This window comes from Dehalobacter sp. TBBPA1 (assembly GCF_040931655.1).
GTDB classification, from domain to species: domain Bacteria; phylum Bacillota; class Desulfitobacteriia; order Desulfitobacteriales; family Syntrophobotulaceae; genus Dehalobacter; species Dehalobacter restrictus.
The window spans coordinates 1,666,649-1,692,142 of record NZ_CP162385.1 but is presented as its reverse complement, the minus strand read 5'-3'; the positions used below and the strand labels follow the sequence as shown (position 1 = coordinate 1,692,142).

Annotated in this window: 25 protein-coding genes and 1 other annotated feature; of the genes, 20 read left to right on the top strand and 5 right to left on the bottom strand. The window is 44.9% G+C overall.

The window, feature by feature from the left end:
- Positions 1 to 19: 19 nt before the first annotated feature.
- Positions 20 to 266 (top strand) — a binding site (T-box leader).
- Between the two features lie 72 nt (positions 267 to 338).
- The 7 genes from AB3489_RS08290 to AB3489_RS08260 all read left to right on the top strand — a co-directional run bounded on the left by AB3489_RS08290 (position 339) and on the right by AB3489_RS08260 (position 8,341).
- Complete coding sequence (locus AB3489_RS08290; protein ID WP_368292537.1) at positions 339 to 2,525, top strand: anthranilate synthase component I; 2,187 nt, start codon at positions 339 to 341, stop codon at positions 2,523 to 2,525.
- A complete protein-coding gene (locus AB3489_RS08285) occupies positions 2,518 to 3,450 on the top strand; it encodes an aldolase catalytic domain-containing protein (RefSeq protein ID WP_368292535.1) in 933 nt (310 codons plus the stop codon). The genes AB3489_RS08290 and AB3489_RS08285 overlap by 8 nt, the downstream gene beginning before the upstream one ends.
- Positions 3,447 to 4,700, top strand: coding sequence for a tryptophan synthase subunit beta (trpB, locus tag AB3489_RS08280; protein ID WP_368292533.1), 1,254 nt, complete (start codon positions 3,447 to 3,449; stop codon positions 4,698 to 4,700). Before AB3489_RS08285 ends, trpB begins: the two co-directional genes overlap by 4 nt.
- Positions 4,690 to 5,472, top strand: a complete 783-nt coding sequence (gene trpA, locus AB3489_RS08275; RefSeq protein ID WP_368292531.1) for a tryptophan synthase subunit alpha — start codon at positions 4,690 to 4,692, stop codon at positions 5,470 to 5,472. The genes trpB and trpA overlap by 11 nt, the downstream gene beginning before the upstream one ends.
- Complete coding sequence (gene trpD, locus AB3489_RS08270) at positions 5,473 to 6,492, top strand: anthranilate phosphoribosyltransferase (protein ID WP_368292529.1); 1,020 nt, start codon at positions 5,473 to 5,475, stop codon at positions 6,490 to 6,492.
- A gap of 103 nt (positions 6,493 to 6,595) precedes the next feature.
- Positions 6,596 to 7,453, top strand: a complete 858-nt coding sequence (gene trpC / locus AB3489_RS08265; RefSeq protein ID WP_019225526.1) for an indole-3-glycerol phosphate synthase TrpC — start codon at positions 6,596 to 6,598, stop codon at positions 7,451 to 7,453.
- A gap of 168 nt (positions 7,454 to 7,621) precedes the next feature.
- Positions 7,622 to 8,341: a phosphoribosylanthranilate isomerase gene (locus AB3489_RS08260; protein WP_368292527.1), complete on the top strand. Its 720-nt coding sequence runs from the start codon at positions 7,622 to 7,624 to the stop codon at positions 8,339 to 8,341.
- 185 nt (positions 8,342 to 8,526) lie between these two features.
- Here the strand turns inward: AB3489_RS08260 and AB3489_RS08255 are convergent, their stop codons facing one another.
- The gene (locus AB3489_RS08255; protein WP_019225524.1) at positions 8,527 to 9,177 is read right to left on the bottom strand and encodes a YidC/Oxa1 family membrane protein insertase; all 651 of its coding nucleotides are present in this window, start codon (positions 9,175 to 9,177) and stop codon (positions 8,527 to 8,529) included.
- A gap of 415 nt (positions 9,178 to 9,592) precedes the next feature.
- Between AB3489_RS08255 and AB3489_RS08250 the strand changes: the two genes are divergently transcribed.
- A complete protein-coding gene (locus tag AB3489_RS08250; RefSeq protein ID WP_019225522.1) occupies positions 9,593 to 10,273 on the top strand; it encodes an ElyC/SanA/YdcF family protein in 681 nt (226 codons plus the stop codon).
- Between the two features lie 43 nt (positions 10,274 to 10,316).
- Here AB3489_RS08250 and AB3489_RS08245 read toward each other — a convergent pair whose 3' ends face one another.
- Positions 10,317 to 11,582 carry a polysaccharide deacetylase family protein gene (locus AB3489_RS08245; RefSeq protein WP_019225521.1) on the bottom strand — a complete coding sequence of 422 codons (1,266 nt, stop codon included), beginning with the start codon at positions 11,580 to 11,582 and terminating at the stop codon, positions 10,317 to 10,319.
- A gap of 60 nt (positions 11,583 to 11,642) precedes the next feature.
- A complete protein-coding gene (locus AB3489_RS08240; RefSeq protein WP_368292525.1) occupies positions 11,643 to 12,797 on the bottom strand; it encodes a glycosyltransferase in 1,155 nt (384 codons plus the stop codon).
- A 331-nt stretch (positions 12,798 to 13,128) separates the two neighbouring features.
- Between AB3489_RS08240 and AB3489_RS08235 the strand changes: the two genes are divergently transcribed.
- The 3 genes from AB3489_RS08235 to AB3489_RS08225 all read left to right on the top strand — a co-directional run bounded on the left by AB3489_RS08235 (position 13,129) and on the right by AB3489_RS08225 (position 16,533).
- Positions 13,129 to 13,707, top strand: coding sequence for a hypothetical protein (locus AB3489_RS08235; RefSeq protein ID WP_019225519.1), 579 nt, complete (start codon positions 13,129 to 13,131; stop codon positions 13,705 to 13,707).
- A 141-nt stretch (positions 13,708 to 13,848) separates the two neighbouring features.
- Positions 13,849 to 14,769, top strand: coding sequence for an ADP-ribosylglycohydrolase family protein (locus AB3489_RS08230; protein ID WP_368292523.1), 921 nt, complete (start codon positions 13,849 to 13,851; stop codon positions 14,767 to 14,769).
- 60 nt (positions 14,770 to 14,829) lie between these two features.
- Positions 14,830 to 16,533: a glutamine--tRNA ligase/YqeY domain fusion protein gene (locus AB3489_RS08225; RefSeq protein WP_368294609.1), complete on the top strand. Its 1,704-nt coding sequence runs from the start codon at positions 14,830 to 14,832 to the stop codon at positions 16,531 to 16,533.
- Between the two features lie 115 nt (positions 16,534 to 16,648).
- On the opposite strand, the gene AB3489_RS08220 is transcribed toward AB3489_RS08225, so the two are convergent.
- Together AB3489_RS08220 and AB3489_RS08215 are read right to left on the bottom strand one after the other, a co-directional pair.
- Positions 16,649 to 16,855: an alpha/beta-type small acid-soluble spore protein gene (locus AB3489_RS08220; protein WP_019225516.1), complete on the bottom strand. Its 207-nt coding sequence runs from the start codon at positions 16,853 to 16,855 to the stop codon at positions 16,649 to 16,651.
- A gap of 157 nt (positions 16,856 to 17,012) precedes the next feature.
- On the bottom strand, positions 17,013 to 17,351 hold the full coding sequence (locus AB3489_RS08215; protein WP_025205581.1) for a P-II family nitrogen regulator: 339 nt from the start codon (positions 17,349 to 17,351) through the stop codon (positions 17,013 to 17,015).
- A 265-nt stretch (positions 17,352 to 17,616) separates the two neighbouring features.
- Between AB3489_RS08215 and AB3489_RS08210 the strand changes: the two genes are divergently transcribed.
- From AB3489_RS08210 to AB3489_RS08170, 9 genes are all read left to right on the top strand, one after another.
- Positions 17,617 to 18,810, top strand: coding sequence for an amidohydrolase (locus tag AB3489_RS08210; RefSeq protein WP_368292520.1), 1,194 nt, complete (start codon positions 17,617 to 17,619; stop codon positions 18,808 to 18,810).
- A 5-nt stretch (positions 18,811 to 18,815) separates the two neighbouring features.
- Complete coding sequence (locus tag AB3489_RS08205) at positions 18,816 to 19,379, top strand: CPBP family intramembrane glutamic endopeptidase (RefSeq protein WP_015042611.1); 564 nt, start codon at positions 18,816 to 18,818, stop codon at positions 19,377 to 19,379.
- Between the two features lie 78 nt (positions 19,380 to 19,457).
- Positions 19,458 to 19,997 carry a chromate transporter gene (locus tag AB3489_RS08200; RefSeq protein ID WP_368292519.1) on the top strand — a complete coding sequence of 180 codons (540 nt, stop codon included), beginning with the start codon at positions 19,458 to 19,460 and terminating at the stop codon, positions 19,995 to 19,997.
- A gap of 45 nt (positions 19,998 to 20,042) precedes the next feature.
- On the top strand, positions 20,043 to 20,594 hold the full coding sequence (locus AB3489_RS08195) for a chromate transporter (protein ID WP_368292518.1): 552 nt from the start codon (positions 20,043 to 20,045) through the stop codon (positions 20,592 to 20,594).
- A gap of 65 nt (positions 20,595 to 20,659) precedes the next feature.
- The gene (locus AB3489_RS08190) at positions 20,660 to 21,169 is read left to right on the top strand and encodes an RNA polymerase sigma factor (protein WP_368292517.1); all 510 of its coding nucleotides are present in this window, start codon (positions 20,660 to 20,662) and stop codon (positions 21,167 to 21,169) included.
- Entirely contained in the window at positions 21,169 to 22,488 is a 1,320-nt protein-coding gene (locus tag AB3489_RS08185; RefSeq protein WP_368292515.1) for a DUF4349 domain-containing protein, read from the top strand. Before AB3489_RS08190 ends, AB3489_RS08185 begins: the two co-directional genes overlap by 1 nt.
- A gap of 242 nt (positions 22,489 to 22,730) precedes the next feature.
- On the top strand, positions 22,731 to 23,045 hold the full coding sequence (locus AB3489_RS08180; RefSeq protein ID WP_019225509.1) for a hypothetical protein: 315 nt from the start codon (positions 22,731 to 22,733) through the stop codon (positions 23,043 to 23,045).
- Between the two features lie 13 nt (positions 23,046 to 23,058).
- The gene (locus AB3489_RS08175) at positions 23,059 to 24,399 is read left to right on the top strand and encodes a reductive dehalogenase (RefSeq protein ID WP_368292514.1); all 1,341 of its coding nucleotides are present in this window, start codon (positions 23,059 to 23,061) and stop codon (positions 24,397 to 24,399) included.
- Positions 24,400 to 24,765: 366 nt separating this feature from the next.
- Positions 24,766 to 25,473 carry a Crp/Fnr family transcriptional regulator gene (locus AB3489_RS08170; protein ID WP_368292512.1) on the top strand — a complete coding sequence of 236 codons (708 nt, stop codon included), beginning with the start codon at positions 24,766 to 24,768 and terminating at the stop codon, positions 25,471 to 25,473.
- Positions 25,474 to 25,494: the final 21 nt, after the last annotated feature.

Sequence of the window (25,494 nt, the reverse complement as noted above, 5' to 3'; positions counted from 1 at the left end):
TTTACAATAACTGCATAGCTTTAAAGCGAAGATTGAGAATAGTAACCATGAACGGAAATTTACAGAGAGTCGCAGGTTGGTGTGATTGCGGCAGGGAAGTTTATGACGAATGGCCTCATGAGTACGACCCGAAATCATCGATAGTAGGCGTCGTCGGGAATCCTACCCGTTATCATCAGGACGTGTATGATCGTACATGTTTAAGCGGGTATAGTAATATACCAATTTGGGTGGTACCGCAGGAGATATAGCCTCTTGTCCCTTTCTAGGGATAAGGGGCTTTTTGACGTTTACGGATGAGCGGCGTTCTATAGCAAGCTCGAGGGAGGTTAATCGATATGAATACTTCAATAAAATCTTATTACACCAGCGGCGGACTTCTGATTCATTCCGTAACGGAAGAAATTGATAAGTCCTATCGTGAGAAAATCATCATGGAGCTGAATGACGTTCAGGGCGCTTACTTTTGCAGCAGCTTTGAATATCCGGGCAGGTATACCCGCTGGGACATCGGATTTATCAATCCTCCGATCGAGATCCGGACATTTGGCCGAAATATTCAAATAACGGCGTTGGATCAAAAAGGGCTGATCCTGCTGGAATTTATCTATGACGTTCTGAAGCGGGAAACATATTTGGAAACACTGATCCGCGGGCAGTACAAAATAACGGGCAGGGTTGCTCCATGTCAGGAAATTTTTCCGGAAGAGCAAAGAAGCAGGCAAAAATCCGTTTTTTCTGTGGTCCGCAGCCTGCTGGAAGCGTTTTACTCTGATCTGGACGCTTTTCTCGGTCTATATGGAAGCTTCGGCTATGATCTGATCTTTCAGTTTGAAAGCATCCATCTGAAAAGGCCGCGGGATGAAGTGCAGGCCGATATGATCTTGTTTATCCCCGATGAAATCTTTGTCATTGACCATCAGAAGGATGACTGCTTCCGTATTCGGTATGATTTTGAATTCGGCGGTCTTTCCAGTCTGGGTCAGGCCAAAACGATGCTGTCAGCTGCCGGGAGAATAAAAAATGACGGCCGGACTATTCCGGCGCAGGAAATATTAAACGATACCGAAGGACGATATGCGGAAAAAGTCCGGATTGCTAAAGCGTACTTTAAACGCGGTGACTTTTTCGAGGTCGTTCCGTCTCATACCTTTTACCGGAGCTGTGAGATCAGGCCTTCGGAAATATTTGAAAACTTGACAAAGATTAATCCGAGTCCTTATGGGTTCCTGATTCATCTTGGCAATGAGCACCTGATTGGTTCCTCGCCGGAAATGTTTGTCAGGGTCGAAGGCAGAAGAATCGAGACTTGTCCGATATCCGGTACAATTCCAAGAGGCCGGGACGCGCTTGAAGATGCCGAGAGAATCCGTGAGCTGCTGAACTCCCATAAGGATGAGTGCGAACTTACGATGTGCACGGACGTCGACCGCAACGACAAATCCAGGATCTGTATACCAGGTACGGTTAAGGTACTGGGACGGCGCCAGATCGAAATGTATTCTCACCTTATTCATACCGTGGACCATGTTGAGGGGATTCTGGCCGATGGGTATGACGCCTTGGATGCTTTTATGACCCATATGTGGGCGGTAACAGTGACCGGGGCTCCCAAAAAAGCCGCCGTCCAATGGATTGAAGACCATGAGGAGTCCAACCGGATGTGGTACGGCGGGGCAGTCGGAATCCTTAGTTTTGACGGCCGGATGAATACAGGACTCACACTCAGAACCATCCGCTTAAAAGACGGGATCGCTGGGGTCAGAGTCGGAGCAACGCTGCTGTATGATTCCATTCCCGAAGAGGAAGAAAAAGAAACGATTGTCAAGGCTGAAGCCCTTCTCAAAGTATTGGGTGATGCGAAAGCCGGTATGACTGAAAATAGAAATGATCTGCTCACAGCTTGTTCACCACGGCAAGAGAATGCCGCTGATCCTTTTCAAGTGCTGCTGGTTGATCATGAAGACTCCTTCGTGCATACACTGGCCAGTTATTTCCGTAAAGCCGGCTGTCAGGTGGTCACGATGCGGCACCATCTGGCCAGAGAAGCCTTAAAGAAAGAACGGTATGATTTGGTCGTGCTGTCCCCGGGCCCGGGCAAACCGTCTGATTTTAAACTCCGGGAAACAATCGGGCTCTGTCTGGACAAAGGAATTCCTCTCTTTGGGGTCTGTCTGGGGCTGCAGGGGATTGTCGAATATTTTAACGGAAAGCTCGGCGTATTGGATATACCGGTACATGGCAAACAATCGGCGTTAAAAATATCCCCGGAATCAGTAATCTTTAAAAAATTGGCCAATCTAAGAGTAGGCAGATACCATTCGCTGTTTGCTGAAAAAGTACCGCCGGAACTTGAGATTACGGCCTGGACTGAAGATGGTGTGGTTATGGCAGTAGAAAGCAAAGATAAAAACATTCTAGCAGTCCAGTTCCACCCTGAATCCATCATGTCGATGGATGAGGATCAAGGATTCCGGATCATCACCAATATTTTGTCTATACGAGGAGGTGCCTACGGTGCGTAATCTGACCATTCTGGACTGTACGCTCAGAGACGGAGGACTGACCAACAACTTCCGGTTCCCGGAAAAATATATCAAAGACCATATTCAAAAGATCTCCGAAGCGAAGGTCGATTATCTTGAACTTGGGTATAAAGCAGATCCCACGTATTATGAACGGACGGCCTACGGCAAACTTAAATTCTGTGATGACAGCGAGATACGTGACATCATCAAAGGAATTTCGGGGCTTCCCAAACTGGCTTTTATGGTGGATGTCGGCAGATTTGACCGGCGATTGGTTGAAAATGCCTCAGTTTCACCGTTCACCATGGGCCGGGTTGCCTGCTATTTAAACCAGATTGAAGAGGCCGTCGAAGATGTCCGCTTTCTGCAAAATAAAGGCTATGAAACAACGCTGAATATCATGGCAATTTCCAGAGAAAGAATCCCGGAAATCGTTTGCGGCTTAAGAAAAATCAAAACGCAAATCCCTGCAGCGGCAGTCTATGTGGTAGACAGTTACGGGGCGCTTTATCCGGATGATGTCAAAAAGCTGGTATCGCTGTACAAGGAAGAATTAAACGGTATGAATGTGGGAATTCACGTGCATAACAATATGCAGCTGGCCTTCTCCAACACCATTACGGCGGTTGAAAGCGGTGCTGACTTCCTTGATGCGAGTGTCAACGGGATGGGCAGGGGCGCCGGCAACTGTCCGCTGGAATGTCTTTTACCCTATGTCGGTAAGGACAATTATGATTTAAAGCCTGTACTGGCGCTGATTAATGATTACTACACCCATGATGCTAACGAACGTTCCTGGGGTTACTGTCCGAAGCAGCTCTTGACGGGGATTTTTAATCAGCATCCTGTCTATAGTATCCAGGGGGCTGGCGAAGATCTGATCCGAATCTATGATCATTTTCAAAGTGAGGTGCAGGTATGAAGAACAAAATGATTAATTATCTAGGACAAAATGGTTATTTTGGCGCCTATGGCGGGAGATTTGTCCCGGAAATCCTGATACCGGCTGTCGACGAACTGAATCAGGCTTTTCAGGAAATATTACGAGACGAGGACTTTTATAAGCAATACTATAATCTCCTGATGGATTTTTCAGGCAGGCCGACGCCGCTGACGTATGCTGAAGGGCTTAGTGCGTATTTTGGCAAAGCCAAAATCTATATAAAACGGGAAGATTTGAATCATTCCGGTGCCCATAAAATCAATAATGTGCTCGGCCAAGGCCTGCTCATGAAAAAATTGGGCAAGACCAGAGTCATTGCCGAGACCGGCGCAGGCCAGCACGGTGTGGCAACGGCGATCATGGCAGCAAAAATGGGATTTCAGGCGACGATCTATATGGGAGCTGAAGACGCTGAACGGCAATATGCCAATGTCTTCTGGATGAAACAGCTCGGAGCTGAAGTTATTCCTGTGACAACCGGGACGGCAACGCTTAAGGATGCCATTAACGAAGCACTTCGCGACTGGGCAGGAAATTTTGACAACACGCATTATGCACTTGGCACGGCGTGCGGACCAAGGCCATTCCCGGAGATGGTCACTTTCTTTCAGTCCGTAATCAGTAAAGAGATGAAAAAACAAATTAATGAGATTTGCGGCAAGAATCCGGACCGGATCTATGCCTGTCTGGGCGGTGGTTCCAATGCGATGGGCGCTTTTGTGGAATTTCTGCAGGAGCCCGGTGTAGAACTCATTGCGGTCGAAGCAGGCGGAAAAGGCGAAGCTTCCGGAAAGCATGCTTCGCGGATCGCTTATACCAAAGCCAAAACCGGCGTCTCTCAGGGCTACAAGACGTTGTTTCTCCAGGATGATGACGGACAGATGCTGGATACCTGGAGCATTTCCGCCGGACTTGATTATGTCGGCGTATCACCAATCCTGGCTCATCTGGCGGAAACCAAGAGGGTCCGGGTTTTAGCCGCCACAGATGCCGAAGTCATTGAGGCCTTTAAACTGATCATCAGCAAGGAAGGGCTGATACCGGCACTTGAATCCACACATGCTTTCGCCGGACTTTTCAGAGAAATTGCTGACACCAAACCGGAAGATGTCATCGTTGTTAATATGTCCGGGCGGGGCGACAAAGATATCTTCAATATTGGGGAAGCATTGCAGGATCAGGGCTGGAAAACATTTGTCACGGAAAGAGGTAAGGCATATGCGGATTGAAAAACAAATCGAAGCTATGAGAAAAGAGAAGAAAATACTGCTGATGACCCACCAAATTATTGGCTATCCTGATTTTGCCGCCAATGAAAAAGTGATTGAATGCTTTTATAACAACGGGGTCGATCTGATTGAACTGCAAATACCTTTTTCTGATCCGATTGCCGACGGACCGGTATTCACCAAGTCCAACCAGGCCGTATTAGAGAAGGGGATCAAAGTCAGCGACTGCCTGAAGTTTATTGAGAGAATGGCCAGCAAATACCCGATCTCGTTTTTGGTCATGACCTACTACAATATTCTGTACCAATACGGCGTCGAAGCATTTATTGACCGGTGCAAAGAGATTGGCGTCCAGGGAACCATCGTGCCGGATGCTCCGCTCGATGAGGCCAGAGCCTACTACGATTATTCCCGCCAACAGGGATTGGCTGCAGTAAGTATAGCGACACCTTATTCCGATTCGAAACGATTGCAGGAAATTGCCGATATCGGAAGCGGATTCATCTATTACGTTCCCCGCAAAGGAGTAACAGGCAGTAAAACAAATTTTGGCTCTGATATTCTGGACGGAATCCAAAAAGCAAAGAAAGAAACCGGCAAAACAATCGCCGTAGGTTTTGGGATTCAAGGCCCGGAAGATGTCGCCCGTTTAATTGGAACAGCTGATATTGCAATCATCGGCAGTAAGATCCAGCAGGTTCTGGAGACTGAAGGGCTGTCCGGTCTGGATCGGTTCTTGCGCGGTATGGCGCGTGTGAATAAGGAGGAATGAATGATGGGAATGGAGATAGCTTTAAAAAAACTTTCCAATAGAGAGGATCTCAGTGCTCAGCTGGCCTATGATTCCATGACGGAGATTATGAGCGGCGAAGCCAGTGAAATCTCCATAGCAGCTTTTTTAACGGCGCTTCGCCTGAAAGGAGAGACCGTTGAAGAGATTTATGGTGCAAGTAAGGTGATGCGGGAAAAAGCCCTTAAAGTGGCGTGCGCATCCGAAAATTTAGTGGACACCTGCGGAACAGGCGGGGATGGTGCTCATACGTTCAATATTTCCACAACGGCAATGTTCGTTGCCGTCAGCTGTGGTGTAAAAATTGCCAAGCATGGCAACCGGAGCATTACCAGCAAGAGCGGGGCTGCCGATGTCCTCGAAGCGTTAGGGATCGAGATTGCGCTGACACCGGAAGCAATTGGGGAGTGTATCGACCAGGTTGGGCTTGGTTTTATGTTCGCTCCGAATTTCCATGCTTCAATGAAATATGCAATGCCGGTGCGCAAAGCGCTTGGCTTCAAAACCATCTTTAATGTCCTCGGCCCATTAGCCAATCCGGCCGCGGCCCCAAGGCAGCTGATCGGCGTTTACGATAGGAACCTTGTGCCCGTGGCTGCGGAAGTACTGAACAGACATCAGGCTGACCACGCACTTATTGTCCATGGTAGTGACGGTCTCGACGAAATCACCCTGACAGGGCCGACTTACGCAGCGGAACTCAAGGATGGAGAGGTAACCGAGTTTGTCATTCATCCGGAAGATTATGGTTTCTCCCTTTGTACGCCGCAGGATCTCGTAGGCGGAACGCCACAGGAAAACGCGCGGATCACCCTGGATATTCTTGCAGGAGGTCAGGGCCCCAAAGCAGACACCGTCATCCTAAATGCCGGAGCGGCAATTTATGTCGGAGGTAAAGCCGGAAGCTTGCAGGAGGGGATCGAGATGGCCAGGGCAACAGTCCGGGAAAAGAAAGCGCTGCCGGTCCTTAACGAGTTTATCGCTGTGACTAGACAGCATTAGCATTCGGTAGAAAAAGGCTTTAAGTCTGAGTTTAAGTACAGGTCTCAGTTTAGTGCCATAAAGGGGCTTGTACCCGTGGAGAGTTTGAAGAAGGGGGATAAAAATGATCCTCGATAAAATTGTAGAGGCCAAAATAAAGCGGCTTTCCGATCAGAAGAAAAAAATTTCCGGTGAAGAGCTCATAGAAAAGCTAACAAAAAAACTAAAAATCAATGATGATCGTGATAATCTTAAGCAAGATGTTAACGTGGAGCGGCCTGCAGGCGTGTTTGCCTCAGCCCTGACTGCGGGACGCCGGAACAAAGACAAAGCAGGGATTTCCATAATTGCGGAAGTCAAGAAGGCTTCTCCATCCAAAGGAATTCTAGCTCAGAACTTCGATTATCTGCAAATAGCCAGCATGTATGAACAGCTGGGGGCTGCGGCAATCTCCGTCTTAACAGAGCAGGATTACTTTCTCGGGAGTCCGGATTATCTGAGGGAGATTAGAGAATCCGTCAAGATTCCGCTGCTGCGAAAGGATTTTATGATTGACCCCTACCAGATTTACGAAGCAAAGATTTTGGGGGCGGATGCTATTCTGCTCATCGTAAAAATATTGGATGATAAGCAGTTGAAAGAATTCCTGGGGATAGCTGAACAGATCGGTCTGGATTGTCTTGTGGAAGTGCATGACGAAGCAGAAGCTGAAAGGGCCATGGCAGCAGGAGCCGGCATCATCGGAATCAATAACCGGAACCTTGAAACGTTTGAGGTGGATTTGAACCACAGCCGCAGAATCGGCGCGATGATCCCGGATCATCTGATCAAGGTCTCAGAAAGCGGGATTCATACGGGCGAGGATATCCTGACGGTGCAAGCGTGGGGATTTGATGCTGTTTTGGTCGGAGAGGCTTTCATGAAGGTAGACAGTCTTGAACGAAAATTTGCTGAGCTCCTTCAGGTACCATCCAGACCCTAAATCAAATATATCCTAGCGGCAGATTTCGTTTAATACGACGTTGTCTGGCAGTTCCATCCTTCCATGGCATCGTTGTATCAGGCCAGGAGATATTGATATTTTAGGATTGACAAGGTATAGGGACATACTGACAATCGAATACAGATAACGCGTGATTTAGGAGTTGATATGGCAAGGATGGAAGAGAACGTAAAAGGCATCTATGCTGGGCAGACGCCAAAAGTTAAGATTTGTGGGATTCGTACCCTGGAGGATGTCAGGATCATCAATGAGCTGAAACCGGATTTTGCCGGCTTTGTGCTAGCTCCGAGCAAAAGACAGGTCTCGCTCAGCGAACTGAAAATATTGATTGCTTCCTTGGACAAAAAGATCATCCCAGTTGGGGTTTTCGTCAATCAGGACCCGGATCTCTTACTGCGCCTCGTGGAAGCAGGTCTGCAAATACTTCAGATTCACGGTGATGAGCCTTTGGAATATATGCGTCAATTAAAGAATAAAATCCTGGAAAAATACCAGGATCATCGTCAAGTAATGATCTGGAAAGTTGTCAGGGTAGGTCCGGCAGCGAATCCGATAGTGTTCGATGCCAGTGCATTTCAGGGCCTGGTTGACGGTTTTGTTTATGATAAATATGATCCTGAGGCTTATGGCGGTACCGGAGAAAGTTTTGACTGGAATCTTCTGCAAAGAAATCAGAGCGGCCAAATTGAAAAAAACAAAGTTGGGGATATTCCAATGATTTTGGCCGGAGGTTTGAATGAAGAGAATGTTGCGTCCGCAATAACCTTATTACATCCCTATTGCCTGGACGTCAGCAGCAGTGTCGAGACGGAAGGACGAAAAGACCCGGATAAAATGAAAAGGTTTATTAACCGTGTCCGTGCTTAATGTGCAGACTTGCACAAATACTTTGCTCGTACGTTTTCGCATATTGTGCAAGACTACAATATTTGAAGTAATCAGAAGAAATATAGAGAATTTAAGATGTAGTAACTGGATAAAAAGTTCTAATAAAATTGGGTTAGATAGATAAAGGGACGCCGCGAAACTAAGTTTCGTTACGTCCCCTTTGCTTAAAGTCTTTGTACCATCTCTTCCGGAGAAGGGATATTCAAATATTTTCGCTGGATAGGGCCTAGATGAAAGATCTGGACTTCTACAAACCGAAGGACCGAGTTGGCAATCCAGTAAGCGCTCAGGGCAACAGGTGCTTTCCACAGAAAAACGACGCCAATAGCAACCGGGAATATGAACATCAGTAAATTTTTGTTTTCTGCTGTAAATACACTCAGCGTCTGAAGCAGACCGGCAATAACCGGCAAAATATGAAGATGATCTGCCATATGGAGATCAGATACCCACGGAATAAGAATACTGCCAACTGGTATACTCAGATGCGTAATAGCAACGTACAAGGAGAAAAAAACCGGGGCCTGGATAATAAGTGTTGCAAACGTAAACAGTGGATTGATTTTATATTTAGATGCTATTTTCATTGATTCAGAATTAACTTTTTTAATTTGATTGTGAAATTTTCCAGATAAAATTGTTCTGGCTTTGGTCAGATTTGCGGTTAATAATTGTACTTTTTGCTGTTTTATTGACAAAGGAAATAACAAGAGTTTTATCCCTAATGTAATCAGAGCAACCGCAATGAACCAATCGCCCGTAGTACTGACAAGGAATGCTAATAACTGGGAAAGGACGGTGCTAATCATATTCATTGAAACATCCTCCAAAGTTTTAATTCTTATAAAACAAGGAGGTTTGAATAAGGTGAGTCATCATCCTGGTCAGTTTTGATCTTTCTTCTAAATATCAAATGCTTTTTTACCTTAATATTTTGGGGAGATGAGGAGCTGATTGGACAACTCGAAAGATAAGTATCAGCAAATCTGATACAGATGGAAGAAGAATGCACAAGTTTGATACTGGCCCAGGAAACGGCTAAGATCAAAGTCAGGTTAATGATTAGAATAAGCAGTATGCCGGCGTCAAATTGCATTTTCTCACCCCCAAAAACTAAATTTATTATATAATTAGCTACAGGAGATAGCAAGAAGTATAAGCTTAAGGCAGTAAAGCTTACTTAAACATAGAAACGCTAGGTAAATATAAAAGCTTAGGTAGGGATATGAAATGAAGAAACGTTTGCGAATTCGGATAAAGTATCTGATTGGTTGCCTGCTGGCGATTACAGTGATTCTCTTTGGTTCTATGCTGCTGATTAATAACTATGTGGAGCGGATTGGTACGAAATACATCGGCGATATGGATCATGTACCTGAGGCTGACGCGATCCTGGTGTTAGGTGCCTATGTATTCCCGGATGGAACCGCTTCATCCATGCTTGCCGACCGCTTGACCGTCGGTTATGAGCTTTACCAGGAAGGCAAGGCCCCCAAAATTCTTGTGAGCGGTGATCATGGACGGACAGATTATGATGAAGTCAATGCCATGAAGCGTTTCCTGAAGGAGAAAGGGGTCCCGGGTCAGAATATTTTTATGGATCACGCGGGCTTTAGCACATATGAAAGTTTATATCGAGCGAGAGATATATTCCTTGTCAAAAGAGTCATCATCGTGACTCAGGAATATCATTTAAAACGGGCAGTCTTTGTCGCCAGGTCTTTAGGGCTTGAAGCTTATGGCGTTGCCTCAGACCGGCATGATTACGGACAGGCAATGGCCTACTATCAGCTCAGGGAACTTTTAGCCCGAAATAAAGACTTCCTATGGGCTAAAATGATTAAGCCCAAGCCGACCTATTTAGGGGATGTAATACCGGTATTTGGAGATGGCGGAGCTACTGACGATTAAATAACTGGAGAGTGAAGTGAACAGAATTGTTCAATGAAAAAAGTCATCCTTGCGTGGATGACTTTTTTGTCAGGTATTTCTCAAGCAGAGCGTCTTTACTGATCCAGACGACTTTGGGCTTCGTTCCAAGTTTTTCTGTATCTTTTTTCGCGGACGGGTTATAGACTCGGTAAACAATTTTTTGCATAAAACCAATGAATCCGGCATTACCATTCGTATATTCAGTAACGTTAAACCCAAGGCCTTTGACACCACGGTTGATGAGTGTAACACCCAGGAAAACCTTGATATCTTTATAACCCGGATTCAAAGAGATATAGCTTGCCAGAGCAGGCAGGGAGAGCCGGGCTTGTTTTAAAGCATTATAGCCGATTTTTTGGATATTGGCACCAAAGCTCTGGAAGCGGGTATTGTCTAAGTGTATTTCCCCGATCATATCACCTGCTGAGGCGATTAATTCACCGTTTTCATTAAACAGTTCAGGGCCATGGTAGCGGGTAAGACCCAGGCGAAAAATATTGCGTTCATCAATTCTGGTAATTTGTTTACGCTGCCCGTAAAAATGCTCCCATTTCTCCCAAACGCGGAAACCAATCCTTTTCGGCAGTGACCAGCCGGGAAGCTGAAGCGGAACGAGCGGAAGCTTGAGTTCTTTTTGTATTTTCATGATCAGTGGTTTCAGGGCAGCTAAGGTATTTTCAGGAGCGCCCTCATCGCCGCCGCTGTCATGAAGCAGGACAATCGTTCCTTCTTTGGTTCGGCCGGTTATTCTTTGCATAATGTGATTCGGAGTTCTTTCAATGCGCCAGTCCCTGCCGTCGGCACTCCAACTAATCAGCTTTTTGCCTTTGAAATGGCACCACAATAAAAAGGAAAGGTTAACCCCTCCCCAGGGAGCTCTGACATAGACGGGCTCCTGACCGGTCAGACGGCGCATTTCCTCCATCGCTTTATTCCACAAGTCCCAGGTCTTTAGCGGGGGCATCAGCCAAGCGTGCCGGTGACGGTAGCCGTGACTGCCGACGGTATGACCGTGGTCTAGGATGCTCTTGACAAGTTCCGGCTGTTTTTCAGCCTTTTCAGCAACCAGAAAAAAACAGGCCCGAACGTTTTGCTCAGCTAAAACTGTCAGGAATCTTGGAGTGTATCTGGGGTCGGGTCCGTCATCAAATGTTAAGGTGACACCTGGAGAATAATGACGTTTCCAGGAACCAATACCGAAAAAATGCACAAACAATTCGGGAATAAGGGTATAGACCGCAAAGACTGAAATTGCGACGATGAAGGTATACAGCAAGGTTGTGGGCACTGCAGATTCACTTCCTTAAGTTGACTTTAAGTTTTATCCGAATCCTTGAGGTCCGCGAAATCAGCTCGGGACTTGGGAAATATTGACCGTTTCTTTGTAGATCGGGGGCTTTACGGATTGACCTAGGGCTAGTTCCAAAATCTTTTCCCAGGCATGGCACTCTATTTTCGATAAGTAGCTGTCAACGCGGTTTTGCCAAAGTATTTGTTCGTTTTGATCTTTAAAAAAGGCGTCTAACTGTTTGGCGACCGGATAATTCAAATCTAAATCATAGATTAACTTTTTCTCGCTGAGATAATTCTTATTGATTTGTTCCTGTCCCGGAAGTGCGGAATGGACAAAAATCGGCAATTTTTTATGAAGGGTCTCACTGATGGTTACGCCACCGGGTTTGGTAATAATGGCATCGGCCTCGTCATACAGTGAGTTGAGGGTTTCCCTGGATGAAATATAGGATAGGGGCTTTAAGTTAGGAAGTTTCAGGGAGCGAATATCTTTATACAATTTCTTGTTTTTGCCGCATAGCAGGGAAAAAGTGTAGGATTTTTCTTTTTTACCCGGCAGGCTGTAAAGCAAATGCTCGATATCACCGAGACCGCCGCTTCCGCCGGAAATCAGAATATGGTAAGGAAGCGTTGACTCGGAGGCTGTCCGAGGCAGGAAGCACTCATCAACAGGAATACCCGTCACAAATATTTTAGACGGATCAATATTATTCTGGGAGGTTAATTGCGCCTTAATATTTTGATCAGGGACAAAATGGTAGTCTATGTATTCTGTTCCCCAAAGCTTATTAACAAAGAAATCAGTGTAAACATTGATTACGGGCGCAGTTGCGATACCGGAATTTTTAAGCCTGTCGATTAAGAAGGAAGGGAAAGCCTGGGTACATACGATCAAATCAGGCTGTTCCTCTTGCAGTAGGCTATTCATTTTGTCAAGAAATTTATATTCATACCAGTTAAAGTGCTTGGTTGATTTGGTAGGGTACACAAAGTTTCGGTAAATCCAGACGAAGGTTTGGGGAGAATGGTCGATCCAGGTCAGGTAAGTTAACCGAAATGCTTTCTCCAGCCGTTTGTCGGCATAACTGAAGAAATCTATCTTTGAGCATTTAAGATTACTGATTCGGTTTTCTAAGGAACGAATCATTGCATCGGCTACGGTATGATGACCCGTAGGGATTTGAAGGAACGGAAGAAAAAGTATCCGCATCATAACTTCCCCTTTCCAGCAACCTATTATTGTCCAAAGATCATTGAAGGTAGCTATACATTTATAATTTTACTTTTTAACAGTGGCTTTTGTAAACCTAGTTTTTCCATTTTTTTTTATATATATTCTTAAACAGAGCGAAGCTAGTACCTAGTTGATCCTAAAATTATAAAGATATAGGGTTGACATGGTACCGGCCTGTGTAAAATAAAACATATCAACGAAAAGACAATAATATATTAAAATGAAAAAATTGCATTCTGCATTTCGTTTAGATTTCTGTGAACTTGCAAATAATGATTTTGTTTAACGATAGCTGGGAGTGTGCAAATTGTCAAAGAAAAAAAACAAACTAATCAGTTATTCCAATATGATTGCCACTGTTGGGACAGCCATACTTGCTGTGACGGCATTGATCACCGTCTATATCACCGTATCTGCCTGGAACGAGGAGAGAGAAGCCAACCGTCCGTACTTTACGTTCAAGGATTCTCCCGAAGTGGTATTGAGAGAATCACCTGAATTTGAGATGGTTTTTACCAATGTCGGCGAGCATCCGGCTGTTAGTCTTTGGAGCAAGTCTATAGTTTTTCAGGCCGGCTTAAAGGAAAAACCGGTCACAATTGACGAATATGCGCTCGTCAATGATATTCCCAAAAATGCTTCGGCCACCTTACTGATTAGTCTTGAAGGCATCAACAAACAAAAGACATTAAAAGATGTGCTTCCGTATTTCTTCGTAATTGTTTTGAAATATGAAGACCCGATCATCAATGAAAGCTTTGAACAAACGCTGTATATCAAATGGAATGGTATGAAGGGTGGGGAAATCCTCACAACCAACCATGCGGAAGAAGCCGAGAAGGAACAGATTATTCAGTATTTTAAGCAAAACAAAATCAATTTGTAAAAAGTACAAATGCAAATTATTTGGATGCGAAGTCATCTTAAAATCTGATAGTTGTTTTTAGAATAAAAGTGTATGATAACGGTATAGCCATTAATGGTTCAAACCAAGAAACTACGCGATGATGTATAAGGGGAAAACAAAATGGAAGATCTCATTTCCAGAGCAAGGGGAGCAATGCTCGGGGTGGCAGCTGGGGATGCGCTTGGGGCAACCCTTGAATTTATGAACCGCGAAGAAATTGTTCATACCTATGGCCGACACCGGGATATGACCGGCGGGGGATTCTGGAAATTGGCACCCGGAGAAATTACCGATGATACAGAAATGACCCTTGCGGCGGCCAACGGGATTCTTAAAGACCCTGCAGACCCGGTAAAGCACGTCGCCCGTCATTTTCGGGAATGGTCCCGGCAAGAGCCCAAATGCATCGGAAATATCTGCCGGATGGTTCTGCAGGAAGGAATCCGGACAGAAGCGGATAACGAACAGGAATGGCTGCAAATCGCTGAGAATGCCCATCGACTCAGCGGCGGGAGAAGCGGCGGCAATGGTTCGCTGATGAGAACGGTCCCGGTGGTCATTGCCTATCACAATAACCTGGCGAAAATGACGGATCTGGCGGCAAGATTATCGGCTCTGACCCATTATGATCCACTGGCTGGAGCATGTGTGGTTTTTTACTGTAAAATTGTCAGGGAATTGCTTTTAGGCGGAGAACTCCGCATCGTGCTGGAAAAGGCCCAGGCGGATGCTCCGTTTGCCCTGCAAATGAACTTAAGTGCTGATCAAATGAAAACAAGCGGTTACGTTGTCCATACATTGGAAACTGCTTTAAACTGTGTCTTTCAGACCAATTCGCTGGAAGAAGCGCTGGTGATGGCCGTAAACCTCGGAGGAGACGCGGATACGATCGGCGCAGTAACCGGCGGGATGGCCGGAGCCTGCTATGGCATAGAGAACATACCTTCCAGGTGGCTGGAGAAGCTCTCGCGAAGAGATGAACTCCTAGCGCTGACGGACAGGCTGCTTGCTATTGACAGGGGGCCGAAAATAGGTATTTGAAATTTTTTAGAAATCTACTATACTAAGATAATATAAGTGTTTTCGTAGGGGGTTACTGCTATTAATACATCAAATACATCAAATTCTTCTTATTCATCATCCAATTTTATTCAAAATATTATCCGGGAAGATTTAAAGCTGAATAAAAACAACGGCAGGGTACATACACGTTTTCCGCCTGAACCTAACGGCTATCTTCATATCGGACACGCCAAATCCATCTGTTTGAATTTTGGCACCGCGCTGGAATTTAACGGATGCTGCAATCTTAGGTTTGACGACACCAACCCGAGCAAAGAGGAAACTGAGTTTGTCGAGTCGATTCAGGAAGATGTCCAATGGCTGGGGTTTTCCTGGCAGGACAGGATGTACTATGCTTCCGATTACTTTGAAAAGCTATACGCGTTTGCCGTAGAGCTGATTGAAAAAGGCAAGGCTTTTGTCTGTGATTTGTCGGCAGAGGAAATACGGGAATACCGTGGGACGCTGACCCAGCCTGGAACGGACAGCCCTTACCGGGGCCGTTCCGCCGAAGAAAGTCTTGACCTGTTCCAAAGAATGAGAGCCGGAGAATTCCCGAACGGCACGAAAGTGCTCAGAGCAAAAATTGATATGAGTTCTCCGAATTTAAATATGCGCGATCCAGTGATTTACCGCATCATGCATGCGTCGCATCATCGGACCGGAGACACCTGGTGTATTTACCCGATGTATGACTTTGCTCATCCTTTATCGGATGCGCTTGAACATATTACCCATTCGATCTGCACGATGGAGTTTGAAGACCACCGGCCGCTCTATGACTGGCTGACAGAACAGCTGATTGAAGAGGACAGGCCCCGGCAATATGAGTTTGCACGTCTGGATCTGACGAATACAGTCATGAGCAAAAGAAAGCTTCGTCAGCTGGTTGAAGGCGGCTATGTTCAGGGATGGGATGATCCCCGGATGCCGACGATCTCCGGTTTAAGGCGCAGAGGCTATACGCCGGAAGCGATCAGAGATTTCTGCGATCGTATCGGGGTAGCTAAAGCCAACAGCATTGTCGATGTTGCTTTACTGGAACATTGCCTGCGTGAAGATCTGAATTCCAAAGCCAAGAGGGTCATGGCTGTTTTGGATCCAATCAAGGTTGTCCTGATCAATTATCCGGAAGACCAGGATGAATTCCTGGAAGCAGAGAACAGTCCGGAGCATCCGGAGGCAGGAATCAGATTGATCCCGTTTTCGCGAACCATTTATATTGAACGCGAGGACTTTATGGAGGAGCCGCCCAAAAAATTCTTCCGTCTTTCCCCCGGTAATGAAGTCCGGCTAAAACATGCCTATATTATTCAATGTGAAAGAGTCCTGAAAGATGAAGATGGCCAGATTATAGAAATCCATTGTACGTATGATCCGGACACCAAAAGCGGCGGATCGGCAAGCTCGAGAAAAGTAAAAGGGACGCTTCACTGGGTTTCGGCGGCCCATGCCGAAGATGCCGAGATACGTTTGTATGATTATCTGATCAGGGATGATCAGTATACGGAGGATGATTCTGCAGAGAGCGACGACTTCCTTGCCAGAATTAATCCGGACTCCCTGCAGATTCTAAAAAGATGCAAAATTGAACCGGGTTTGAAAGAAGCTGATCCCGGCAGCAAATATCAATTTTTGAGACAGGGTTATTTCTGTGCGGACTTGAAAGACCATTCCAGTGATCATCCGGTCTTTAACCAGATCGTCGGACTGCGGGACAGCTGGGCAAAGATGAATAAATAATCTTGGAAATAATCTTGGAAACATGGTGAGAATTTCTTGTTTTTATGAAAGTAAAGAAGCATTCCGATTAAGGAATGCTTCTTGTACGTTGCTTCTAAAAGTGAACAAATAGAAGTTAGATTCTCTGTCCGTTTTTCAACTGCTGCTCAGCAAATTGTATCATGCGTTTGGTCATATTACCGCCGACAGTTCCGTTTTCACGGGAAGTGCGGTCTGCACCCAGCGTAACGTTCATTTCATTAGCGATCTCGTATTTCAGTTGATCCAATCCTTTTCCTACACCCTGGACGGCAGGCGTGTTTGAATTTCTTTCACCAGCCATGTCATTTTCCTCCTTAAAATATAAGTTTTTTTTGTTTGGGAGTCGTTCTTATTATTTGTGAATTTGATTTTCTTAAACCCGGTAATTGTTTGCTTATATTTTAGGAAGTAACATATCTGGAAAAGCTCATTATATATTTTTTTTATATTTATATCTTTTAGACGGCTTTTTCTCCCGATTCTCCTGTTCTGATCCGTACGGCATTCAGCACATCATAGACGAAGATTTTTCCGTCACCGATTTCTCCCGTTCTGGCAGTCTCGGTAATGATTTCGATAACTTTATCCACAGATTCGTCCGGGACAATAATTTCGATTTTGTATTTGGGCAATAGATTGATGGTATAGGCATTTCCACGGTATACTTCTGTTTTTCCCTGCTGCAGTCCGCAGCCGATTACGTTGGTGACCGTCATTCCTTTGATACCAAATTTTCCGAGGGCTTCTTTCACATTTTCCAATTTGGCTGGACGAATAATACACTCAATTTTTTTCATTTTATCCACCTCTTTGATCAATTATTTTTGATAAACAGTATTTGCAAAAAAAAATAGTCCCCGGGATTAAATCCCGAGGACATCGTTGTCCGTGTTTACTATTTATCTGAATCTATCGTAGCAGAATGCCGGCATAATGCAAGAAATTTAACCAAAGAATTTTGTATTCATTGCCGATCGGCCAATTAAAGTCCGGCGTTTCAAGGATTATGCACATTTTTGGAGAATTAATGGGTGATACTTATCCGATACAGGAGTTGACGATATGCCGGAAAACGAACGAATCACAGCCATTAGCGGACTTGTTGCCGAAAGGAACGAAGAAATCATCGATCTGAGGAGGACCTTTCATCGCTATCCTGAATTATCTTTTCAGGAGTATCATACGGCAGATATGATCTTCGACAGATTGCATGAAGTTCCGGGCATTGAGGTGTCGAGACCGACAGAGACCAGTGTTCTGGCTGCCATTAAAGGAAGTATGCCGGGGAAAATGGTAGCGCTCAGGAGTGATATTGACGCACTGCCGATCCAGGAAGAAAACGATCTGCCTTACCGGTCCCAAAATATTGGAACCATGCATGCCTGCGGTCATGACGGACATGCGGCCATGCTGGTCGGGGCTGCAAAAGTTCTTGCGGAACTAAGATCCGACATGAAAGGAGAAATCCGCTGCATCTTTCAGCATGCTGAAGAAAAACATCCCGGTGGAGCCAAAGATCTTGTCAAACTTGGTCTCCTGAACGGGGTCGATGCGATTCTTGCCCTTCATCTCTTTACGTCTTTGCCTGCTGGCAAGATCGGCTTAGCCTCGGGCCCTTTAATGGCTGCCCCGGACAACTTTACAATATCGATATGGGGTAAAGGAGGTCATGCCGCGATGCCGGAGGATACCATCGACCCGGTATTGATCAGTGCACAGATCGTTACCGCTCTGCAAAATATCGTATCCCGTCAGACCAGCGCTCTGAAATCCGTAGTCTTGTCTATTACGAATATTCAAGGGGGCTCGGCCTTTAATATCATACCTGAGCGGGTAGACCTGAAAGGAACCGTCAGGACATTTGACAGGGACACCCGTTTGGAAGTTCCGAAACGAATGGAAAATATCATTAAAGGAATCTGTATTGCTTATGGCGCAAAATACACCTTCGATTATGAGCTCGGTTATGATCCTGTTGTTAACAGCAGTTCCGTTGTCGGCAAAGTAACGGAAATACTAAAAGAAGAATTCGGAGCAAAAGCATTGGTTAAAGCCAATCCGGTGATGTGGGGTGAAGACTTTTCCGCTTATCTTCATCGCTTACCCGGCATGCTGATATTCATCGGAGCGGGGAATAAGAGGAAAGGGATCAGCCATCCGCACCATCATCCGTGCTTTAATATTGATGAAGAGGCGCTTAGCATAGGAACCCGGGTTCTGGCATGCTCTGCGCTCGGACTGCTGGAAAGGATGTAACGGCGATGGAAATATCTAAAAAGATGCTAGGTTTGAATATCCTGTTATCGCAGGTGATCCTGATTGTTATTGCCCTGGGCCTCTGGGTCATGCTGAAATCATTGGACAGAGAAATCGTGCTGGCAGAAATGTTCACGATCGGTAGTTTAAGTAAAGCCTTGATTACGTTGGCCGTCGGCTGTGCCGTTCTGATTGCGTTTCAATTTTTCTTCTTGAAATATCTGCCGAAGGAAAGGCTGTTTGATGAGATTAACCTTATCCTGATGGACAAATTCTCACTGACAGAGCTATTTCCAATATTTTTCCTCGGTGCTTTCAGTGAGGAATTCCTGTTCAGAGGCATGATTCAGCCAATTTTAGGGTTATGGTTGACGGCTGTTGTCTTTACGCTGATTCACTACAGATATTGGCGCCAGGTGTTTATCCTTGTGGAAGTCTTCTTGATGGGGATCCTTCTCGGAGTTGCCTATGCCGTTTCTTTAACACTCTGGGTTCCCGTGTTATGTCATTTCATCGTCAACATGACAACAGCTTATTGGATGAAAAAGGGCACTTTTGAATTGATTTGAAAGACCAAAAACGTTTGCTATAATTGAATTGGGTTAAAGCATCATGACAAGATAGGAACAGGAATAGAAGGAGAACAAATGGCAACCGATTTGTGGAATTTGTTTATCGCTTTTTTTCGGGCGAGCAACTTGTCCTTTGGCGGCGGGCCGGCGATGATTCCGTTGATTCAGGCAGAGACCGTTGATAATCATCACTGGCTGACCAATGCGCAGTTTGCTGATGCTATTGCCATGGCAAATGCGCTTCCCGGGCCGCTTGGAACCAAAGTAGCGGCCTATCTAGGCTATCAGGTTGCTTCCTGGCCGGGAGCGATTGTCGCCTTGCTGGCAACGATCCTGCCTACAGTACTTGTATTGATTGTCTTAGGCGGTATCTTAAAAAAATATGCGAATTCCAGTAATTTGAAGGCCGCGTTGAGCGGTGTGAGACCCGTTGTGACTGCTTTGCTGATCATCGTAGCTTATGAAATGGCTGTTGATGCTTTTCAGATTCAAGTGCCTCTGGATTATACCACTGTATTGATCGCGGTCGGGTCTGCAGCAGCGCTGTATTATTTTAAAATTCATCCGGTATTGCTGATTGTCCTTTCCATGGTCATCGGTTACCTGATCTATTGATTTGCTCGGTTTGAACATTTCAAATTCAGATTTTGGGAGTATGACATGAAAGTGCTTTGGGACTTATTTATTGCTTTTTTCAGAGCCAGTAACTTTAGTTTCGGCGGCGGGCCGGCCATGATTCCGATCATCCAGAAGGAAACGGTGCACAAATATCAATGGCTTACCAATGAAGATTTTACAAACGTTGTGGCCATATCCAATTCTTTGCCGGCACCGATCGCGACGAAACTGGCAGGAATGATCGGACATAGAGTCAAGGGTTGGAGCGGGGCGCTGGCTGCAATCATTGGCGCTGTTCTGCCGACGGCGCTTATTATGATATTCTTGGGTCACCTGCTGATCAACTATGCTGACTCACCTGCACTGCAGGCTATGCTGAAAGGGGTCAGACCTGTCGTTGTAGTGCTTTTGGCTCAGTCGGCGCTGCAGATGGGTCAGAGTGCTTTTAAGGATAAAGTGACCTGGGTCCTGGGGATTACAGCTTTTGCCATTATGCTGATTTGGCCTGGATTAAATCCGGCATTTCTGGTTGTCATTTCCATGATTCTGGGGATATTCATTTTTAAAAAAAATTTTGAATCAGAAATACACTGATCTTTCCGTCTATACTGTTGCCCGGGTAGAATTCAATGTTTCGGTTTAAGGGGGTGGGTCTGGGTATGAATCAAACAGAGGTCTCATTTGATGAAATCTATGAGGAACTATTCCCGTCTGTTTACAGGTTTGTCTGTCTGAGGATTCCTTCATCAGAAATTGAAGATGTTACTTCCGAAGTCATGGCTAAGGTCTGGAGATCACTGGCCGGCTTTGAGGGAAGAAGCTCTTTGAAGTGCTGGGCGTTAAAAATTGCTTCGAATTATATCGCGGATTTTTACCGGGGCAGGAAACAGGTTAATCTGATTCCGATTACAGAAGAGATCCAGGATGCAAATAACAGCAGGGATTATGGGGAGGACCTGGGTACTGTCCTTTCTGTAAGTAATACCCTTTCTCAGTTGACAGAACATCAAGTAGCTGTGATCCAATTACGGCTGATCGATGGATTCAGCGCATCCGAAACGGCGACAATTCTCGGTACCACGCAACAGGCGGTAGACAGCCTGCTCTACCGGGCCAAAAAAAGTTTCCGGACAGCCTATCAGGCGGAAGTGGCTGGAGGTGAATGCTGATGTCTGAAGATAAAATAAAAGCCATGTGGGAAGAAGATGGTGATCTCATGCGTCTTAAGAAATTTTTTGGTTATGTCTATCAGGACGACGGTCTTAAGGAGCGGATCAAAGATAAAACCCGGGGAAAAATTTTGGATTCTGTTAAAAATCAGCCGCTGGAAAACATGACCTTCGTAGCTGCTGAAGCCAATACCAGCATTCCTTTCTTGCAAACACGGCAAAAGAAGAACAGATTATCTGCGCTCGCAGCACGGCTAAAAAACAAACTTTTATATGGAAATAAAAAAGCATTTGCATTGATCGGCTGTGCCGCTGTCGTAGTGCTGGCCGTTGGTCTTGGCGTAAATGGAATCCTGATGGGGGATGGTTTGCAGAAACAGGTCAGTTCACTGCAAACGACAACAGATCGTGCCACGGATGATATGGCGAATGGATCTGCAGTGAGCCCTCCTGATGCCGGTGTTGCGACTGAATCTACCGGAGGGGTAGCAACTGACTCCGCTAATTCGGTTTCTCCTTCGTTTACTGGATCTGATGCTCAGAAAAAAAGTTTGGAGAATTCAGTTCCAAATGGATCTGCAGAATATGATTTTTCCCGGCAGAAAACCATTTATATGCTCAATATTTCCCTGAAGGCAGATGATGTCAAAGTTGCGTCAAAGGCACTCGAGGAGAAAGCTAAGACTCTCGGCGGGTACGTCGCCGAATCGACCCGGACCAATTATGACGACAGTGTGACGGCTTTTCTTTCTTTAAGAATACCTTCAGAACAATTTGAGACGTTTAAAAACAGTATTTCTCAGTTCGGCATCGTCGTCAATGAACACCAGAATACCGAAGATGTATCGATGGCTTATTTTGATACAGAGACCCGTTTAAGATCTTGGGAGGCTCAGGAAAAACGGTATTTGGAAATTCTCCAAAAAGCGAATTCTGTCGAAGACATTCTAAAAATTGAAAACTCCCTGGCTGTTGTCCGACAAGAGATTGAAAGCCTGAAAGGGCAGCTTAAATACTATGATAACCGGGTGGAATACTCCCAGGTCACCATCAATATTGAGCAGGCCCGGAACGACCTGACGGTCAATAATCCCTGGCAGCCGATATCGCTGAAGAATACCTTGATTGCCGTGAAGAATGCTCTGATCAAGACTGTAAGCTTCCTCTGGAATGCGCTCAACTATGTGTTGGTCTTCATCGGCTATGCGCTGCCGGTATTGGCGGTTCTGCTGCTGATCTGGCTGGTCTGCCGGATCATTAGAAAACGCAGGATGCTTTCGGAGAAGAGCTTTAGACGAAATAAGGAAGATGAAAAATAAAACCTTATATTTATAACGAAAAGATCGATGATAAAGCTAGGATGTCGTTGTACGACGCTACATCCTAGCTTATTTTTTATAGATTTATTTTAAATAAAAAAACAGAGAAATTCCTGGAATTAGAAAAATAATCACTAATTAGTAGCTACTAAGAGATATTACGTATTACAGAGATATAATGCGAGTGACTTGAGTTTATTTTATAGACTCGATGTGAAAAAGTATGGAAAGGGGGTGTTAACGTGTTGAATGTAGTTCTCATTTTTGTTGTTGGAATGCTCTTTTTAGCAGGTATTTTAGCCCTGAGACCTTACGCAAACAAGGCGGACAAAAAGAAAACTGTGCTTAATTGGTTTCTGTATTTGGTCTGGTTTCTGATTACTTGTATCGGGTTATCTTTCATTGTGCTTAATGCTCAGATTGGTCATGTCAAAGCTACGAGTACCGGAATCTTTCTCTTTTTTGGGCTATCCATCGTTATCGGAATCGTATTAGCAAGATTAGTGGGATTGATAGGTCTAGGTAAGAAACAAAAAAGTTCTAATTTGACGAGTTAAGAGGTGAGAAGTAATGTCAAAATTTCTAGAAGAAAAACAGCAGGAACAAGGATTCCAGATGAATCGACGTAAATTTTTGAAAGCAGGGGCTGCTTCGGCACTGGCAGTAGGGGTTGTTGGCGCAATCGGAGTTTTGCCGTCAGAAGCTATGGCAAGCCAGACAGGTTCTCAAAACGGAGCCAAATCCAAGCTGCATCCCAATGCAGATTATGGTGGTGCCACTGTCCGGTTCGTTGAGAATAATGATCAATGGCTCGGAACTTCAAAGATCGTCGGTTCTATTAAAAAAACTCATGCAGCAGACGCAGGATTCAATTATGCTATTCGTGGTAAACTAACCCCCGAAGCTCAAAAAGAATCCTTCCACTATCACTTTGTTGGTAAACATCCTCTTAATGCTGCTCTTATGGGATTCGTCGGTGTTATCGGTCCAGACGCACTGTGCGGCGGGAAACCGGCTCCTGAAAAACTGCCGATTCCTGATCCTGCACAAATGTCCCAACACATTAAGGATTGCGCGTATTTTTTACGGGCTGACGAAGTTGGAATCGGCAAGATGCCCGCTTATGCTTATTATAGTTACAGGTCCCCTTCGCAGGATAATTTGTTTAAGAATGGGGATGATTTGTCTAAGTCAATTCCGGTCACAGAGAGGATGCCTTATGTCATTACGTTTATGGTTGACCAGCATTTGGAAACGATGTTGGGTTCGACTGGATATGATGGTATCAGTGCCGGTCAATCCTTCCGTTCATATCATGCGTCCGGTGTTATTGCTGTCATCTTAGCGAGTTATATTCGTAACCTGGGTTATAATGCCAGGGCAAATCATATTTCCAACTATGAAGCAGTCATGGGTCCCTGCCTGATAGCGTCGGGATTGGGCGAGCTATCCAGAACAGGAGACTGCGTAGCTCATCCCCGTCTGGGATTCCGCCATAAGTGTGCAGCTGTAACCACGGATTTGCCGCTCGTTCCCGATAATCCCATTGATTTTGGCTTGCAGGATTTTTGTCGGGTGTGTAAAAAATGTGCTGACAACTGTCCAGGCGGCGCTATTACATTTGATGATGATCCAGTCGAGCACAATGGATACTTGCGATGGAACTCTGACGCTCAAAAATGCACCATATTCCGGTCAACAAACAAAGAAGGCTCTTCCTGCGGCAGGTGTATGAAAGTATGCCCTTGGGATTCAAAGGAACAATCCTGGTTCCATGAAGCAGGTACTTGGATCGGCAGTAAAGGTGAGAACTCATCCAGATTGCTTAAGACAATCGATGATATGTTCGGCTATGGTACGGAACAGATCGAAAAATACAAATGGTGGCTGGAATGGCCCGAGAGGTATTAGCCGCCAAACAATAATCGGTTCAGTTTTCTCATTAGGTATATCTTTAAGCGGCCGGGGCTTTATCTTGCCGCTTAAAGATATACGAAAACAGATGTTTATTACTTGCAATGGGTCTTCATCAAAAAATATTGCAGAGATTTAATCGTCATTTGAAAAGAATCATCCTTCTTTTTTCTAATGACTTTTTTGGTTTCAGCAAATAGCCTTCGCTCAACCCATCGTAATGTACCTCAACTTTCCCATCCCTTTCAAGGGACTAATACCTATTAAATTTTAGAAGACTAGGCTTAAAACAACAAGAAAACCACCATAACGGGTATAATGAGAGTAACCATAGGATATTTTCTTTTAAAGGTGGGGATAACTTTGGAAAACGGGAAACTACCGGATTGTATAATAAAGATGCCTATTATTCCAACATTTGATCCCATTGAAGAGCTAAACATGTATACTTCTCTTGGAAGCCTGCATACATTTGCAAGAGGAAGCAAGATCGTTTCGCCCGGCATACCTTTTAGTAATGTTATTTTCTTGATTTCAGGACAACTTGACGTGAGCATGGTATCGCGGAATGGTGAGGAGAAGTATCTGCTTGAAGTTTTTAAGAACGGCATAGCGGTGGCTTTAAACCAAAATGATGATCATGAATTTCAAATTACTGCAGTAAAAGATTGCACTGTCTGTTTTTTTCCTTTGGACATGATGGTTGCAATATTATCGCAGAATACGCGTTTATTAAAAAATTTTATCTTGAATCTTATACAAAAAACGCAATACTTTATGTATCAATCAAGGGACTTCTATCAAAGCCGTCCTTCCGCTAGGGTATTCTCTTTTCTATATAACCTCTGTCTGACAAAAGGAAATCGGGTGAATGACTATTATGAGTTAGCGGTTGAGAATGTGTCACAAAAGACGATTGCCAAAATAACAGGAACCCATCCTGTGACCGTTTGTAAATTATTTACTTATCTTAGTAAAGAAGGCATTATAAAAAAGAATAGAAAAGTCATAAAGGTTTACGATCTCAATAAATTATGTAACCTTATTGCAAATGAGGAATTAACATATTAATTCTGTTGGGCAGGGGTAATA

What these genes read in the sequence shown, in the direction of transcription:
- AB3489_RS08240 (WP_368292525.1), bottom strand. Translation starts at nt 12,797, where the DNA reads ATGCGGATACTTTTTCTTCCGTTCCTTCAAATCCCTACGGGTCATCAT.
- AB3489_RS08175 (WP_368292514.1), top strand. Translation starts at nt 23,059, where the DNA reads ATGTCAAAATTTCTAGAAGAAAAACAGCAGGAACAAGGATTCCAGATG.
- AB3489_RS08210 (WP_368292520.1), top strand. Translation starts at nt 17,617, where the DNA reads ATGCCGGAAAACGAACGAATCACAGCCATTAGCGGACTTGTTGCCGAA.
- AB3489_RS08230 (WP_368292523.1), top strand. Translation starts at nt 13,849, where the DNA reads ATGGAAGATCTCATTTCCAGAGCAAGGGGAGCAATGCTCGGGGTGGCA.
- trpB (WP_368292533.1), top strand. Translation starts at nt 3,447, where the DNA reads ATGAAGAACAAAATGATTAATTATCTAGGACAAAATGGTTATTTTGGC.
- AB3489_RS08255 (WP_019225524.1), bottom strand. Translation starts at nt 9,177, where the DNA reads ATGAATATGATTAGCACCGTCCTTTCCCAGTTATTAGCATTCCTTGTC.
- trpC (WP_019225526.1), top strand. Translation starts at nt 6,596, where the DNA reads ATGATCCTCGATAAAATTGTAGAGGCCAAAATAAAGCGGCTTTCCGAT.
- AB3489_RS08205 (WP_015042611.1), top strand. Translation starts at nt 18,816, where the DNA reads ATGGAAATATCTAAAAAGATGCTAGGTTTGAATATCCTGTTATCGCAG.
- AB3489_RS08200 (WP_368292519.1), top strand. Translation starts at nt 19,458, where the DNA reads ATGGCAACCGATTTGTGGAATTTGTTTATCGCTTTTTTTCGGGCGAGC.
- AB3489_RS08195 (WP_368292518.1), top strand. Translation starts at nt 20,043, where the DNA reads ATGAAAGTGCTTTGGGACTTATTTATTGCTTTTTTCAGAGCCAGTAAC.
- trpD (WP_368292529.1), top strand. Translation starts at nt 5,473, where the DNA reads ATGATGGGAATGGAGATAGCTTTAAAAAAACTTTCCAATAGAGAGGAT.
- AB3489_RS08185 (WP_368292515.1), top strand. Translation starts at nt 21,169, where the DNA reads ATGTCTGAAGATAAAATAAAAGCCATGTGGGAAGAAGATGGTGATCTC.
- AB3489_RS08190 (WP_368292517.1), top strand. Translation starts at nt 20,660, where the DNA reads ATGAATCAAACAGAGGTCTCATTTGATGAAATCTATGAGGAACTATTC.
- AB3489_RS08215 (WP_025205581.1), bottom strand. Translation starts at nt 17,351, where the DNA reads ATGAAAAAAATTGAGTGTATTATTCGTCCAGCCAAATTGGAAAATGTG.
- trpA (WP_368292531.1), top strand. Translation starts at nt 4,690, where the DNA reads ATGCGGATTGAAAAACAAATCGAAGCTATGAGAAAAGAGAAGAAAATA.
- AB3489_RS08260 (WP_368292527.1), top strand. Translation starts at nt 7,622, where the DNA reads ATGGCAAGGATGGAAGAGAACGTAAAAGGCATCTATGCTGGGCAGACG.
- AB3489_RS08250 (WP_019225522.1), top strand. Translation starts at nt 9,593, where the DNA reads ATGAAGAAACGTTTGCGAATTCGGATAAAGTATCTGATTGGTTGCCTG.
- AB3489_RS08290 (WP_368292537.1), top strand. Translation starts at nt 339, where the DNA reads ATGAATACTTCAATAAAATCTTATTACACCAGCGGCGGACTTCTGATT.
- AB3489_RS08220 (WP_019225516.1), bottom strand. Translation starts at nt 16,855, where the DNA reads ATGGCTGGTGAAAGAAATTCAAACACGCCTGCCGTCCAGGGTGTAGGA.